Source organism: Streptococcus sp. CF4-3, assembly GCF_024295385.1.
GTDB lineage: Bacteria > Bacillota > Bacilli > Lactobacillales > Streptococcaceae > Streptococcus > Streptococcus infantis_I.
The window spans coordinates 103,714-116,828 of the sequence record NZ_JANCPN010000004.1 but is presented as its reverse complement, the minus strand read 5'-3'; the positions used below and the strand labels follow the sequence as shown (position 1 = coordinate 116,828).

General features: G+C 41.9%; 14 protein-coding genes. 5 read left to right on the top strand and 9 right to left on the bottom strand.

Translation table 11 applies throughout. From position 1 onward, the window contains the following. Positions 1–61: 61 nt before the first annotated feature. From NML75_RS05020 to NML75_RS05000, 5 genes are all read left to right on the top strand, one after another. Positions 62–784: a metal ABC transporter ATP-binding protein gene (locus NML75_RS05020; protein ID WP_006152594.1), complete on the top strand. Its 723-nt coding sequence runs from the start codon at positions 62–64 to the stop codon at positions 782–784. Continuing rightward, a complete protein-coding gene (locus tag NML75_RS05015) occupies positions 781–1,629 on the top strand; it encodes a metal ABC transporter permease (protein WP_004251242.1) in 849 nt (282 codons plus the stop codon). Before NML75_RS05020 ends, NML75_RS05015 begins: the two co-directional genes overlap by 4 nt. Positions 1,630–1,655: 26 nt before the next feature. Beyond that, a complete protein-coding gene (locus NML75_RS05010) occupies positions 1,656–2,588 on the top strand; it encodes a metal ABC transporter substrate-binding protein (RefSeq protein ID WP_036754875.1) in 933 nt (310 codons plus the stop codon). 120 nt (positions 2,589–2,708) lie between these two features. Then, a complete protein-coding gene (gene tpx, locus NML75_RS05005) occupies positions 2,709–3,203 on the top strand; it encodes a thiol peroxidase (protein ID WP_036754872.1) in 495 nt (164 codons plus the stop codon). A 238-nt stretch (positions 3,204–3,441) separates the two neighbouring features. After that, positions 3,442–4,092, top strand: coding sequence for a metal-dependent transcriptional regulator (locus NML75_RS05000; RefSeq protein WP_254804212.1), 651 nt, complete (start codon positions 3,442–3,444; stop codon positions 4,090–4,092). Between the two features lie 39 nt (positions 4,093–4,131). On the opposite strand, the gene dtd is transcribed toward NML75_RS05000, so the two are convergent. The 9 genes from dtd to cysE all read right to left on the bottom strand — a co-directional run bounded on the left by dtd (position 4,132) and on the right by cysE (position 13,105). After that, positions 4,132–4,575, bottom strand: a complete 444-nt coding sequence (dtd, locus tag NML75_RS04995) for a D-aminoacyl-tRNA deacylase (RefSeq protein ID WP_036753054.1) — start codon at positions 4,573–4,575, stop codon at positions 4,132–4,134. Between the two features lie 30 nt (positions 4,576–4,605). After that, positions 4,606–6,822, bottom strand: a complete 2,217-nt coding sequence (locus NML75_RS04990) for a RelA/SpoT family protein (RefSeq protein WP_254804211.1) — start codon at positions 6,820–6,822, stop codon at positions 4,606–4,608. 141 nt (positions 6,823–6,963) lie between these two features. Beyond that, on the bottom strand, positions 6,964–8,094 hold the full coding sequence (locus tag NML75_RS04985) for an ABC transporter ATP-binding protein (RefSeq protein ID WP_254804210.1): 1,131 nt from the start codon (positions 8,092–8,094) through the stop codon (positions 6,964–6,966). Positions 8,095–8,206: 112 nt separating this feature from the next. Continuing rightward, positions 8,207–9,076, bottom strand: a complete 870-nt coding sequence (locus NML75_RS04980; protein WP_254804209.1) for a helix-turn-helix domain-containing protein — start codon at positions 9,074–9,076, stop codon at positions 8,207–8,209. A 2-nt stretch (positions 9,077–9,078) separates the two neighbouring features. Next, the gene (locus NML75_RS04975) at positions 9,079–9,465 is read right to left on the bottom strand and encodes a Mini-ribonuclease 3 (protein WP_004251273.1); all 387 of its coding nucleotides are present in this window, start codon (positions 9,463–9,465) and stop codon (positions 9,079–9,081) included. Further along, a complete protein-coding gene (gene cysS / locus NML75_RS04970) occupies positions 9,458–10,801 on the bottom strand; it encodes a cysteine--tRNA ligase (protein WP_004251275.1) in 1,344 nt (447 codons plus the stop codon). Before cysS ends, NML75_RS04975 begins: the two co-directional genes overlap by 8 nt. Before the next feature lie 43 nt (positions 10,802–10,844). Continuing rightward, the gene (locus tag NML75_RS04965) at positions 10,845–11,606 is read right to left on the bottom strand and encodes a nucleoside phosphorylase (RefSeq protein WP_254804208.1); all 762 of its coding nucleotides are present in this window, start codon (positions 11,604–11,606) and stop codon (positions 10,845–10,847) included. A 3-nt stretch (positions 11,607–11,609) separates the two neighbouring features. After that, entirely contained in the window at positions 11,610–12,476 is an 867-nt protein-coding gene (locus NML75_RS04960) for a GNAT family N-acetyltransferase (RefSeq protein WP_195183978.1), read from the bottom strand. Positions 12,477–12,487: 11 nt separating this feature from the next. Then, positions 12,488–13,105 carry a serine O-acetyltransferase gene (cysE, locus tag NML75_RS04955; RefSeq protein ID WP_004251281.1) on the bottom strand — a complete coding sequence of 206 codons (618 nt, stop codon included), beginning with the start codon at positions 13,103–13,105 and terminating at the stop codon, positions 12,488–12,490. Positions 13,106–13,115 lie beyond the last annotated feature (10 nt).

The window sequence follows — 13,115 nt, the reverse complement described above, 5'->3', positions numbered from 1 at the left end:
AAATTAACTTGACTTAAAAATAAAATTAAGGTATATTAAAATCCAGGAGGAATACAACTGTATGATACGTATCGAAAACCTCAGTGTCTCCTACAAAGAAACGTTGGCACTAAAGGATATTTCACTAGTGCTCCAAGGACCAACGATTACCGGAATTATTGGTCCAAACGGCGCCGGGAAATCAACATTATTAAAAGGTATGCTGGGCATTATCCCACATGAAGGACATGCTTTTATCGAAGATAAAGAAATGAAAAAATCTCTTAAGAAAGTTGCCTATGTCGAGCAAAAAATTCATATCGACTACAACTTCCCTATCAAGGTAAAAGAATGTGTCTCTCTGGGACTCTATCCATCCATTCCACTCTTTCACACTTTAAAAGCAAACCACTGGCAAAAGGTGGCTGAAGCACTAGAAATTGTTGGACTTTCTGACTACGCAGATCGTCAGATTAGTCAACTCTCTGGTGGCCAATTCCAGCGTGTCTTGATTGCCCGTTGTCTAGTTCAAGATGCTGATTATATTCTCTTAGACGAGCCCTTTGTGGGGATTGACTCTGTCAGTGAAGAGATCATCATGAACACGCTGAGAGAACTTAAAAAAGCTGGCAAGACTGTCCTTATCGTTCACCATGACCTCGGCAAGGTTGCCCATTATTTTGACCAGGTACTCCTTCTCAACAAGGAGCTAATTGCCTTTGGTCCAACAAAGGAGACCTTCACCCAAGCCAATCTCAAACAAGCTTATGGTGACCGACTCTTTTTCAATGGAGGTGACCTATGATTGCAGAATTTATAGATGGATTGCAGAACTTCCACTTTCTCCAAAATGCCTTGATTACAGCTGTTGTGATTGGTATTGTTGCTGGAGCGGTCGGATGCTTTATCATTCTCCGTGGTATGTCCCTTATGGGAGATGCTATCTCGCACGCTGTCTTACCTGGTGTAGCTCTTTCTTTTATTTTAGGAATTGACTTCTTTATTGGTGCTATCATCTTTGGACTGCTTGCCTCTGTCATCATCACCTACATCAAGGGGAACTCTATTATCAAGAGTGACACTGCCATTGGGATTACCTTTTCATCTTTATTGGCTCTGGGCATTATCTTGATTAGTGTGGCTAAAAGCTCGACTGACCTCTTCCATATTCTCTTTGGGAATATCTTAGCTGTGCAAGACATAGACATGTATATTACCATCGGTATGGGAGCTCTCATTCTCTTGATTATCGGGATTTTCTTCAAGCAACTCTTGATTACATCCTTTGATGAACTCCTAGCCAAAGCTATGGGCATGCCAGTTAATTTCTACCACTATCTACTCATGATACTCTTGACTTTGGTGTCAGTGACTGCTATGCAAAGTGTCGGAACCATCCTTATCGTAGCCATGCTGATTACTCCAGCCGCGACAGCTTATCTTTACGCCAATAGTCTAAAGACCATGATTTTTCTTTCATCAGGCTTGGGAGCTCTAGCTTCTGTCTTGGGACTTTTTATCGGTTATAGCTTTAACCTGGCTGCAGGTTCAAGTATCGTGCTGACATCTGCAAGTTTCTTTCTCATCAGTTTCTTTATCGCACCAAAACAACGTTATCTGAAGCTGAAAAATAAAAAAATCAAACAATAATGAGGGAGCCCCTCTGGAGGAATATAATGAAAAAATTAGGTACATTGCTTGTTCTTTTTCTTGCTATCATTGGATTAGCTGCCTGTGCTAGCGGAAAAAAAGACACAGCATCTACAAACCAAAAACTAAAGGTTGTAGCAACTAACTCTATCATCGCTGATATTACTAAAAATATCGCAGGAGACAAGATTGATCTTCATAGTATCGTGCCTGTAGGACAAGATCCACACGAGTACGAGCCACTACCAGAAGACGTCAAGAAAACTTCGCAAGCCGACTTAATTTTCTACAATGGTATCAACCTTGAAACAGGTGGAAATGCCTGGTTTACAAAATTAGTTGAGAATGCTAAGAAAACTGAAAACAAGGACTACTTTGCAGTTAGTGAAGGCGTTGATGTCATCTACCTAGAAGGGGAAAATGAAAAAGGGAAAGAAGACCCACACGCTTGGCTCAATCTTGAAAATGGGATCATCTATGCTCAAAATATTGCTAAGCAACTCATCGCCAAAGACCCTAGCAACAAGGAATTCTACGAAAAGAATCTCAAAGAATACACTGAAAAACTAGACAAGCTTGACAAGGAAGCCAAAGAGAAATTTAACGCTATTGATGCGGACAAGAAACTCATCGTAACCAGCGAAGGATGCTTCAAATACTTCTCTAAAGCTTACGGTGTCCCAAGTGCTTACATCTGGGAAATCAATACTGAAGAAGAAGGAACACCTGACCAAATCAAGACTTTGGTTGAAAAACTTCGCCAAATGAAAGTTCCATCACTATTTGTTGAATCCAGTGTCGATGATCGTCCAATGAAGACTGTTTCACAAGACACAAACATCCCAATCTATGCTCAAATCTTTACGGACTCAATCGCTGAAGAAGGTAAAGAAGGCGACAGCTACTACAACATGATGAAATACAACCTTGAAAAGATTGCTGAAGGATTGGCAAAATAAACATTTAAAAAACGTCATTCTCCTTGTATTGGCGTTTTTTGTCTAATCAATTTTCGGTCAAACTATTGGAAAAGTCTGAACGTTTAATGTAAAATGAAAGAAAAAAGATTGGAGTAGCTTATGACTACATTCCTCGGAAACCCTGTTACGTTTACAGGAAAACAACTACAAGTAGGAGACAAAGCACTTGATTTCTCTCTCACAACGACTGACCTCTCTAAAAAAACACTGGCTGACTTTGAAGGCAAGAAAAAAATATTGAGTGTCATTCCTTCTATCGATACAGATATCTGCTCGCTACAGACTCGTCGATTTAACCAAGAATTGGCTAGCTTAGACAACACTGTTGTCCTAACGGTATCTATGGACCTCCCCTTTGCTCAAAAACGCTGGTGTGGGGCTGAAGGAATTGAGAACGCCATCATGCTTTCAGACTACTTCGACCACTCCTTTGGACGAGATTACGCCCTCTTAATCAATGAATGGCATCTGCTTGCACGCGCAGTTTTTGTTCTCGATACCGATAATACCATCCGCTACGTTGAATACGTAGACAATATCAACAGCGAACCAGACTTTGAAGCCGCTATTGCAGCTGCAAAAGAACTCAACTAAGTCAAGCTCTTGTATCAATAGAGAGTGGGACAGAAATCGGTAATTCGTTAGAATTCGATTTCGTTGTCCCACCTCCGCACAGTTGAGTAGGACTGTAAAAGCTGATGAAATCAGCGTAGTAGAGTCCACTCAACCACTGCGTTTTGCTCGACAATCCAAAGATAATTGAGAGGCTAAGACTTTTGTCCCAGCCTCTTTTTTGGTATACTAGATGAAGATAATAAACAAGGAAATGCGAATGACACCAAATAAAGAAGACTACTTAAAATGTATTTATGAGATTGGCATGGATGTTCCTAAGATTACCAATAAGGAAATTGCTGCTCGAATGCAGGTATCTCCTCCAGCTGTAACTGAAATGATTAAGCGCTTGCAGTCTGAAAATCTCATCTTAAAAGATAAGAAAAAAGGATACTTGCTAACCGATATTGGTCTAACACTTGTATCAGAACTTTATCGTAAACATCGTCTGATTGAGGTTTTTCTGGTCCACCATCTAGACTATACCAGTGACCAAATTCATGAGGAAGCTGAAGTATTAGAACATACCGTTTCAGACTTTTTTGTAGAGAGATTAGAAAGTATGCTAGGTTTCCCAAAAACTTGCCCTCACGGTGGTACCATTCCTGCTAAAGGAGAGCTTTTGATTGAAATCAACAACCTACCACTATCAGAAACCAAAGAAGCTGGAACCTATCTTCTGACTCGCGTTCATGATAGTTTTGAACTCCTAAAATATCTGGAAAAACATGGCATCAATATCGGAGACAAACTCCAAGTTCAACAGTTTGATGATTTCTCTAATACCTTTACTTTAATTCACAACAATGAAGAACTCTTGGTAAGTCTAGAAATCGCCAAACAGCTCTATGTTGAAAAGATGAACTAAATCCGTCACAAAAAACCAAGCTAACAAGCTTGGTTTTTCTTATCTATTTTTTGTATCAAGGATGATAGTTACCGGCCCATCATTGACCAGTTCTACCTGCATATCTGCTCCGAAGACACCTGTTTCAACAGGAACCTCTTTGGCTAGTTCCTGGTTAAAATCTTGATAGAAGGCCTCAGCCATATCTGGTTTAGCGGCGCCTGTAAAGGCTGGACGATTGCCTTTTTTGGTATCGGCAAACAGAGTGAATTGAGAGATGGAGAGAATTTCTCCTTGGATATCCTTGACAGATAGGTTCATCTTGCCTTCGTCATCTGAAAAGATTCGCATATTGACCAGTTTTCTGACTGCATACTCCAAATCCTCTTGCTGATCCTCAGGTCCAACACCCACTAAGAGCAAGAGTCCTTGTTTGATTTGACCATGAATCTGCCCCTCAATAGAAACCTGGGCTTCCTTGACTCGCTGAACGATGATTTTCATAGAAATCCTTTCTGACTGTATCGATCATACTTAACCATTGGTCCGTTTGACTGAGTAGACTTCTGGTACACTCTTAATCTTATCAACCACAGTTGTCAACATTGAAAGGTTAGAAATTCCAAAGGATACATGGATATTGGCAAATTTCATATCCTTGGTCGGTTGGGCATTAACCGAAGAGATATTCTTAGTTGTGTTTGATAGGACTTGCAAGATATCATTCAAAAGGCCAGAACGGTTGAGTCCATAGATATCGATATGAGCCATATATTCCTTGGTTGAGAATTGGTCTTCCCATTCAACATCTAGCAGACGTTGCTCATAGTTTTCCTGTGAACGAAGGTTCATACAGTCCACACGGTGGATGGCAACTCCGCGACCCTTGGTAATATAACCGACGATATCATCACCTGGAACAGGGTTACAACATTTGGCAATCCGGACCAAGAGCCCAGAAGCACCTTGGATGACAACTCCACCCTCATGCTTCACCTTAAGCGTATCCTTATTCTCTACCTTGACTTCGCCACCCTTGACCAGTTCTTCAGCTTCTGCCTTAGCCTTGGCACGCTCTTCTTCACGACGTTCTTTTTCCGTCAAACGGTTAAAGACAGTAATGGCTCCGATTTCTCCAAAACCAATGGCTGCAAAGAGAGCTTCTTCTGTCTTGTAGCTGGTTTTTTGAAGGACTTCATCCATGTGGCGCTTGTCCATAAATTTATTGGCCACATAGCCGTTTTCTTGGAGCTGATTAATCAGCATTTCACGGCCTTTATTAATGGACAATTCTTTATCCTGGTTTTTAAAGAATTGACGAATTTTGTTACGGGCCTTGCTGGTCTTAACCATATTGAGCCAGTCGCGGCTTGGTCCAAATGAATTTGGATTGGTGATGATTTCAACCTGGTCACCCGTTTTCAGCTTGGTAGTCAAAGGAACCATACGGCCATTAACCTTGGCACCAGTCGCTTTTTCCCCAATCTTGGTATGAATCTCATAGGCAAAGTCAATCGGTCCAGAATCCTTTGGAAGAGAACGAACCGCTCCATCTGGGGTAAAGACATAAATCTCTTCGGCTAGATAGTTTTCTTTGACAGTATCAACAAATTCTTTGGCATCATCCGCCTGGTCTTGAAGCTCCATCATCTCCTTGATCCAGTTCATCCCAATGGCAGATTCCTTGCTATTAACTTGACCTTTCATTCCTTTTTTGTAGGCCCAGTGAGCCGCAACCCCGTACTCAGCAACCTCGTGCATTTCTTTGGTACGGATCTGGAACTCGATCGGTCCTTTTGGTCCATAAACAGTCGTATGGATAGACTGGTAACCATTGGCCTTACGATTGGCAATATAATCCTTGAAACGTCCTGGCATTGGTTTCCATAGCTCATGGACGTAACCCAACATGGCATAGACATCACTCTGAGTATCTAGGATACAGCGAATGGCAATCAGGTCATAGATCTCCTCAAAGCGTTTTTTCTTGTCCTGCATTTTACGGTAAATAGAGTAGATATGCTTAGGACGGCCATAGATTTTTCCTGTAAGATTGCGTTCAGATGAATACTCCTCGAGTTTCGTCACAACTTCATCGACCAAGGCTTCACGTTCTTGACGTTTCTCCTTCATCATATGAGTTATCTTGTAAAACTCTGTCGGATTGAGGTAACGGAAGGAAAGATCCTCTAGTTCCCACTTAACACTTGAAATCCCCAGACGGTGAGCAAGTGGTGCGTAGATTTCCATGGTTTCTCGGGAAATACGTTCTTGCTTGTCCTTACGAAGATGCGTGAGGGTACGCATATTGTGCAGGCGGTCAGAGAGTTTGACCAAGATAACGCGGATATCCTCTGACATGGCCATAAGCATCTTGCGGTGATTCTCAGCCAACTGCTCTTCTATAGACTTGTATTCGACCTTACCAAGCTTGGTAACACCGTCTACAATCACTCGAACATCATGACCAAATTCGCGCTCTAAGTCATCCAAAGTAGCATCTGTGTCTTCTACCACGTCATGCAAAAAACCACAGGCAACAGTGACAGCATCTAGCTTAAGTTTAGCCAAAATACCTGCTACCTGAATAGGATGGATGATGTAAGGCTCGCCTGATTTACGATACTGCCCACTATGGCATTCTACAGCATAAACCAAAGCCTTGTGTACAAAAGCCACATCTTCTTTCGATAAATATTTTTGCGTTAAAGCGACGACTTCATCGCCTGAATAAATTACTTCTTTTGGCATGCATACTCTCCAGTTCTTCCTACCATTTTAACACTTTTTGGTCAATATGAAAACTAGAAAAGCCCATTCCGTAAGACTTTGCTGAACTCTAAAAAACACTACTAGAGAAAGTCTAGTAGTGTTGGTTGATTAAAATCTATCTTAGTAAACTGTTCTTTCAGTTTCTACGTCGAAGAAGTGAGCTTTGTTCAAGTCAAATCCAAGTTCAACCGTTGCACCAGCTTGCAAGTAGTCACGTGCATCAACTTTAGCAACGAATTCATCTTTACCAACTTGGCAGTATAGGTGAGATTCTGAACCAAGCAATTCTGATACAGAGATAGTTGCTTTCACAACTGATTCTGGGAATGTTTCAAGGAAAGCAGGTTCTGCATTCACGTCTTCTGGACGGATACCGAAGATCAATTCTTTACCTTCGTAACCTTTTTCACGAAGAACTTTCAAAGCACCTTCTGGAACTTTCAAAGTAAATCCATCAGCAACAATGCGGTCACCGTTCAATTTAACGTTGATGAAGTTCATAGCTGGGCTTCCGATAAATCCTGCTACGAATTTGTTAACTGGGTTTTTGTAAACTTCTTGAGGAGTACCGATTTGTTCAACACGTCCGATAGTACCTGTACCAGCAGGGTTTTTAGTAGCTGACATGATAACGATACGGTCTGCAAGTGTCATCGCTTCTGTTTGGTCGTGAGTTACGTAGATAGTTGTAGCTCCGATACGACGGTGGATTTTAGCGATTTCAGCACGCATAGATACACGAAGTTTTGCATCCAAGTTTGACAAAGGTTCGTCCATCAAGAATACCTTAGCGTCACGGACGATCGCACGACCCATGGCAACACGTTGACGTTGACCACCTGAAAGGTCAGCTGGTTTACGATCCAAGAATTCTTTCAATCCAAGAATTTCTGCTGCTTCTTGTACACGTTTGTCGATGTCGTCTTTGCTGTATTTACGCAATTTCAAACCGAAAGCCATGTTATCGTATACAGTCATGTGTGGGTAAAGAGCGTAGTTTTGGAATACCATGGCGATGTCACGGTCTTTTGGAGCTACGTCATTGACAACAACGCCATCGATAGATGCAGTACCTTCTGTGATGTCTTCAAGACCTGCAATCATACGGAGAGTAGTTGATTTACCACATCCTGAAGGTCCTACGAAAACGATAAATTCTTTGTCTTTGATGTCCAAGTTGAAGTCTTCAACTGAGTAGTGTTCGCTGTTTGGATATTTTTTGTAAATGTTTTTAAGATTTAATTCTACCATTTCGGTGAACTCCTTTAATTTTTGATAGTTTTATTATAAATGAAAACGCTTTACATTTCTATGGCAAGGTGACCAAAAAAATAAAAAAGTTCTGTGCAACTTGCACAAAACTTTAAATAATATCTGGTAAAATCAATTGATAACACAAGGTCAAATCTGTCAATTCTTTCAACTGTAGTCCTGTCAACTCTTCCCATTTATCAATCTTGTATTGGAGAGAATTGCGGTGCAAATACAGTTGTTGTGCTGTTTTAGTTAGGACTGCACTATTTTCCCATAAGGAGAGAATGATTTCCTGGATTTGATCCTGATCCAAAATCATCTGGTGGAGATAATCTTTTATCAAACCAAGATCCACCATTTTTTCACCCATACTCCAAAGGTAGAGCTGAGAAAATGTATGGAATCCTTGATGACCTTGACGCCACCAGTTTTTAAACAAGTCACGTTCTGCTTTGATGAGATCTGTCAAACTCTGATTTCCTGTTTGCGACCAGACCTGCCCCAGCATGATGGATAAGCGAACCCCAAAGTCGTACTCTACGGCTTCCAAGGTATCTGTCAAGATAGAGCGAACAGAAGTGTATTTATCCTGTTGGAGAACAAATAGGTAATCCTGAGCTCCCACCTGAAGCACTGTCTCGCAATTAGGAAAGAGGGTTCTCATCATATCCAACCAAGAAGTCAAGTTTTCCTGTTGGTAATAGGAAAGGTGACAATAGACAACTTGTAGCTTTTTAAAGCTTTGCGGTGCTTGTCCCTTGCCCTCAATCAAATAACTATACCAAGGATTGAGCGAGATCGTTTTCTCCTGCTGGGTTAAGAGAGCTACCAACTGTTTCTCACGTTCACTTAGCCCAACTTCCTCCAGTAAAATCCACTGTTGCGAGGAAACTGGTAGCGTAAGAAAACCTTCCTTATCAATTGGCTGATCTACGATTTGAGCTTGTGGAAACCAATCTAGTAATTCTTTTGCAATCATTCCTAGCCCTCCACTTTTTGGATACACCAAGAAATCAAGGTTTCAAGGCGCTCCACATTTTCAGTCATATGAAGATAACCCATGACCGCTTCAAAACCTGTAGACATACGGTAGGTGACAACATCTGCGTTCTTTGCCTTGGTATGGCTATTGGTGTTACGGCCCCGTTTATAGATTTCTTCTTCCTTTTCCGTTAGGACTTCTTCTTCTAACATAAGGGAAATCAAGCGTGCCTGAGCCTTGGCCGACACATACTTGGTTGCCTCTTGGTGGAGTTTATTGGGCTTGGTCATGCCTTTAAGAATGAGATGGCGACGAATATACATTGAATACACCGCATCTCCTTCAAAGGCTAGAGCAATCCCGTTAATGAGATTGACATCAATCACGTGTCCACCTCACTCCATCCTTGGTATCCAGTAGCTTAATCCCTTGAGCAGCCAGTTGGTCACGGATTTGGTCAGCTGTCGCAAAATCACGATTGGCACGCGCTTCTTGACGTTTTTGAATCAAGGCTTCAATCTCTTCATCCAAAACTTCCTCGACAAAGACAATACCAAAGACCTCTAACATGGCTGCAAGAGCTTCCTTAACCGTTGCATCATAGTTGCCTGAGTTGATCCACTTGGCCATTTCAAAGACGACTGTGATTCCATTAGCCGTATTGAAATCCTCATCCATAGCAGCTACAAACTTATCTTTAAAAACTAGCAATTCCTCTGCATCTACAGTTGCAGTAAATGGTTGCTCGTAAGTGTTCTTGAGATACTTGAGATTGGTCTCGGCATCACGCACAGCCTTTTCCGTAAAGTTGATAGGTTTGCGGTAATGCTGAGTCGCAAAGAAGAAACGCAATACTTGACCGTCGATCGTTTCGAGGGCATCGTGTACCGTAATAAAGTTACCCAAAGACTTGGACATCTTGACATTGTCAATGTTGACAAAACCATTGTGCATCCAGTAGTTAGCAAAGGTCTTACCTGTCTTGGCTTCTGACTGGGCTATTTCGTTGGTGTGGTGTGGAAACTCAAGGTCAGCTCCACCACCGTGAATATCGATAGTGTCACCCAAAATCTCCGTTGACATAACCGAACATTCGATATGCCAGCCCGGACGACCAGGTCCCCAAGGACTGTCCCAAGAAATCTCACCTGGTTTGGCTGCTTTCCAGAGGGCAAAGTCCACAGGATTTTCCTTACGAGCCGTTTCTTCATCGGTGCGACCTGAAGCTCCTAGCTCCAAGTCTTCTAGGGTTTTATTGGCTAACTTAGCATAGTTGTGGGATTTTTCCACACGGAAATAGACATCCCCTTGACTTTCATAGGCATAGCCTTTTTCAATCAGGTCAGAGACAAAGCGGATGATATCAGCCATAAACTCCACTACACGCGGATTGCGAGTCGCAGGCTTAACACCAAGAGCCGTCACGTCTTCACGGAAGGCAGCGATGTACTTATCCGCTACTTCTTGAGGCGTGATGCCTTCTTCCTTGGCACGGTTGATAATCTTATCATCCACATCCGTAAAGTTAGAAATATAGGCAACCTCATAGCCACGATACTCAAAGTAGCGACGAATGGTATCGAAGGCTACTGTCGAACGGGCATTCCCCACGTGGATATAATTGTATACAGTTGGCCCACAGACATACATCTTAACCTTGCCGTCCTCGATTGGGACAAAATCTCGCAAATCACGAGACATGGTGTCATAGATTTTAATCACTCACTGACTCCTTTCTGTGTCTTGTTTATCGTAAAGAGTCGTTTCAATCCAACTCTCTAGCAATTACTAATGCTATCTCAAAGAAAGTCATAGCATCTGCTTTTCTTTCTTCGTATCTTGCATCCCACTCATGATTATGATGGTCAACATAATCAGCTGTATAAAAAAATTGATAAACTTTTGCTTGTCGAAATTGTGCCCAAGCCATGATTGCTGAGGCTTCCATATCTACAACAGTCGCACCTGCTACTAGTCTACGTTTGACCTTATCAGCTGTTTCACGATAGAAAGCATCTGTGGTCCAAGCCTTTGTTCGAATGTGCTCAATATCAGATTTGTTTAAAGCTTCTTCTATGGTTAAGAGTAGAGTTTCATCATAAGCTATTTCATCACTTGCAGGAGCGTAATGGTAACTTGTACCTTCATCACGTAGAGCTGAACTTGGTAGGATAATCTTATCTGCCTGAATAGACTGATCTAGAACTCCGCAAGAACCCAAAACAATAAAGTTCTTAAATCCTCTTGCTTTGAGTTCTTCTAAGAGTCCAACAACCATTGGAGCTCCAATAAGAGCGATAGCAACTGCTACCTTACTCCCATCTTTTTCATAGATATACCATGGAAATCTACCATTTAGATTGGTTAGATAGCCACCTTCGTAAACATCTTCAAACTGCTTTACTCGTTCAACGATTTCTCCATTAAAAGATAAAATAATCGTATCACAGATTTCTCCACCACTAAGGAGGCTTCGATCAGTTGGCTCGATAACAGCAGGTACATTTTCAAATTCTTCTAATAGCATTTATTACTCTTTCGCATTCAGATAAACCACCTGGGTCTGTTTAACAAAGCCAATCTTTTCATACAAACGTTTGGCACCTACATTGCTATCTTCCACGGCAATCTGAAACTCCTTGTCATTTTGCTCAATCAGTTTGTTGACGAGGGATTTTGCTAAGTAGCTTCCATAGCCTTTTCCACGTTCAGGTTCCGATATTGCTAAACCGTAGAAGTAATTCGTATCGCTTGATAAATCAACCGTGCAAGTTCCAATAACCTGATCGTCTTTTAATAAAATATATAAGCGACTTTCTGGATCTTTCAGAGCTTCAGCGACATATCTATCCACAACTTCTCTAGATTCATGTTCCTCTGAAAATGCCTGAAATTTTAACTGACTAATTTGATCCTGATAGGAACGATCTGCTAACAAAACGTCCAGATTGGAAACAGTTGCTAACGGATAAGGTCTTCTATCCTTACCTAACCAGGTCTCTGTCTCTTCATCCTCGACCAGTCCCCAGTTGTTGACAAAATCAGGATGGCGCTCTAGAAAAACACGCTCTGTCTGAAAAGTCACAGACTCAATTGGATAAGATGCCGTTTCTTTCTCAAAACTTCTATACAAAGCCCGCGCAATTCCTTGACGACGATGATTAGGGTGGACCAGGATCGCTACTTCCACATCTTGGTCATCTGCATAGACGGTTAATAGGCCAACAAGTTCACCTTTTTCATAATAAAGGAAAAAGGCGGGCATATCGGGGTTAAAATTGAGCATATTAGAAAGATAAGGATCACGATAAGTTCCATCATAGGCTTGGCAACAGTTAATTAGTTTTTTCGCTTCAGATAGCTCCTCTTGGCTTAACTTGTTTCTTGCTTGAATCATATAGGTATCCTCTATAAACCAGACGACCTGTGGCTGGCTTCTCTAGCATGCTCAAGTTTATTGACGTAGTATTCACGTTTTTCTTCGACTTCGTGAATGGTTGGTTCATCCTTTTGCCCGTGAACTCGGACAATCTTAGCAGGAATGCCGACAACCGTCACATCACTAGGAACATCTGCTACAACAACCGCAGCGGCACCGACTTTGGCATTTTCACCGATTTCTACAGGTCCGATGACTTGGGCATGAGCAGAAATGAGCGCTCCTTTACGAACGGTCGGATGGCGTTTGCCACTATCCTTACCTGTCCCACCAAGAGTAACCCCATGGTAGAGAAGAACACCTTTTTCAACAATAGCTGTTTCCCCAATCACAAGTCCTGCCCCATGGTCAATAAAGACACCTGATTCGATCTGAGCTCCAGGGTGAATCTCAATCTGAGTCCAAAAACGCCAAAACTGGCTATGCATGCGAGCTAAAAGCTTAAAGCCGTGTTTCCAGAGAAAATGAGAGAGACGGTGAGCAGCCAAGGCTTTGACACCCGGATAAGTCAGCAAGACTTCCAAGGTAGTGCGAGCCGCTGGATCATTTTCTTTGACGATATCAATGGTTTCACGCCACCATCCCATACATTTCTCC

Excerpts from the sequence above, each read along its gene's own strand:
- NML75_RS05020 (WP_006152594.1), top strand. The coding sequence starts at position 62 with ATGATACGTATCGAAAACCTCAGTGTCTCCTACAAAGAAACGTTGGCA.
- NML75_RS05015 (WP_004251242.1), top strand. The coding sequence starts at position 781 with ATGATTGCAGAATTTATAGATGGATTGCAGAACTTCCACTTTCTCCAA.
- NML75_RS05010 (WP_036754875.1), top strand. The coding sequence starts at position 1,656 with ATGAAAAAATTAGGTACATTGCTTGTTCTTTTTCTTGCTATCATTGGA.
- tpx (WP_036754872.1), top strand. The coding sequence starts at position 2,709 with ATGACTACATTCCTCGGAAACCCTGTTACGTTTACAGGAAAACAACTA.
- NML75_RS05000 (WP_254804212.1), top strand. The coding sequence starts at position 3,442 with ATGACACCAAATAAAGAAGACTACTTAAAATGTATTTATGAGATTGGC.
- dtd (WP_036753054.1), bottom strand. The coding sequence starts at position 4,575 with ATGAAAATCATCGTTCAGCGAGTCAAGGAAGCCCAGGTTTCTATTGAG.
- NML75_RS04990 (WP_254804211.1), bottom strand. The coding sequence starts at position 6,822 with ATGCCAAAAGAAGTAATTTATTCAGGCGATGAAGTCGTCGCTTTAACG.
- NML75_RS04985 (WP_254804210.1), bottom strand. The coding sequence starts at position 8,094 with ATGGTAGAATTAAATCTTAAAAACATTTACAAAAAATATCCAAACAGC.
- NML75_RS04980 (WP_254804209.1), bottom strand. The coding sequence starts at position 9,076 with ATGATTGCAAAAGAATTACTAGATTGGTTTCCACAAGCTCAAATCGTA.
- NML75_RS04965 (WP_254804208.1), bottom strand. The coding sequence starts at position 11,606 with ATGCTATTAGAAGAATTTGAAAATGTACCTGCTGTTATCGAGCCAACT.
- NML75_RS04960 (WP_195183978.1), bottom strand. The coding sequence starts at position 12,476 with ATGATTCAAGCAAGAAACAAGTTAAGCCAAGAGGAGCTATCTGAAGCG.
- cysE (WP_004251281.1), bottom strand. The coding sequence starts at position 13,105 with ATGGGATGGTGGCGTGAAACCATTGATATCGTCAAAGAAAATGATCCA.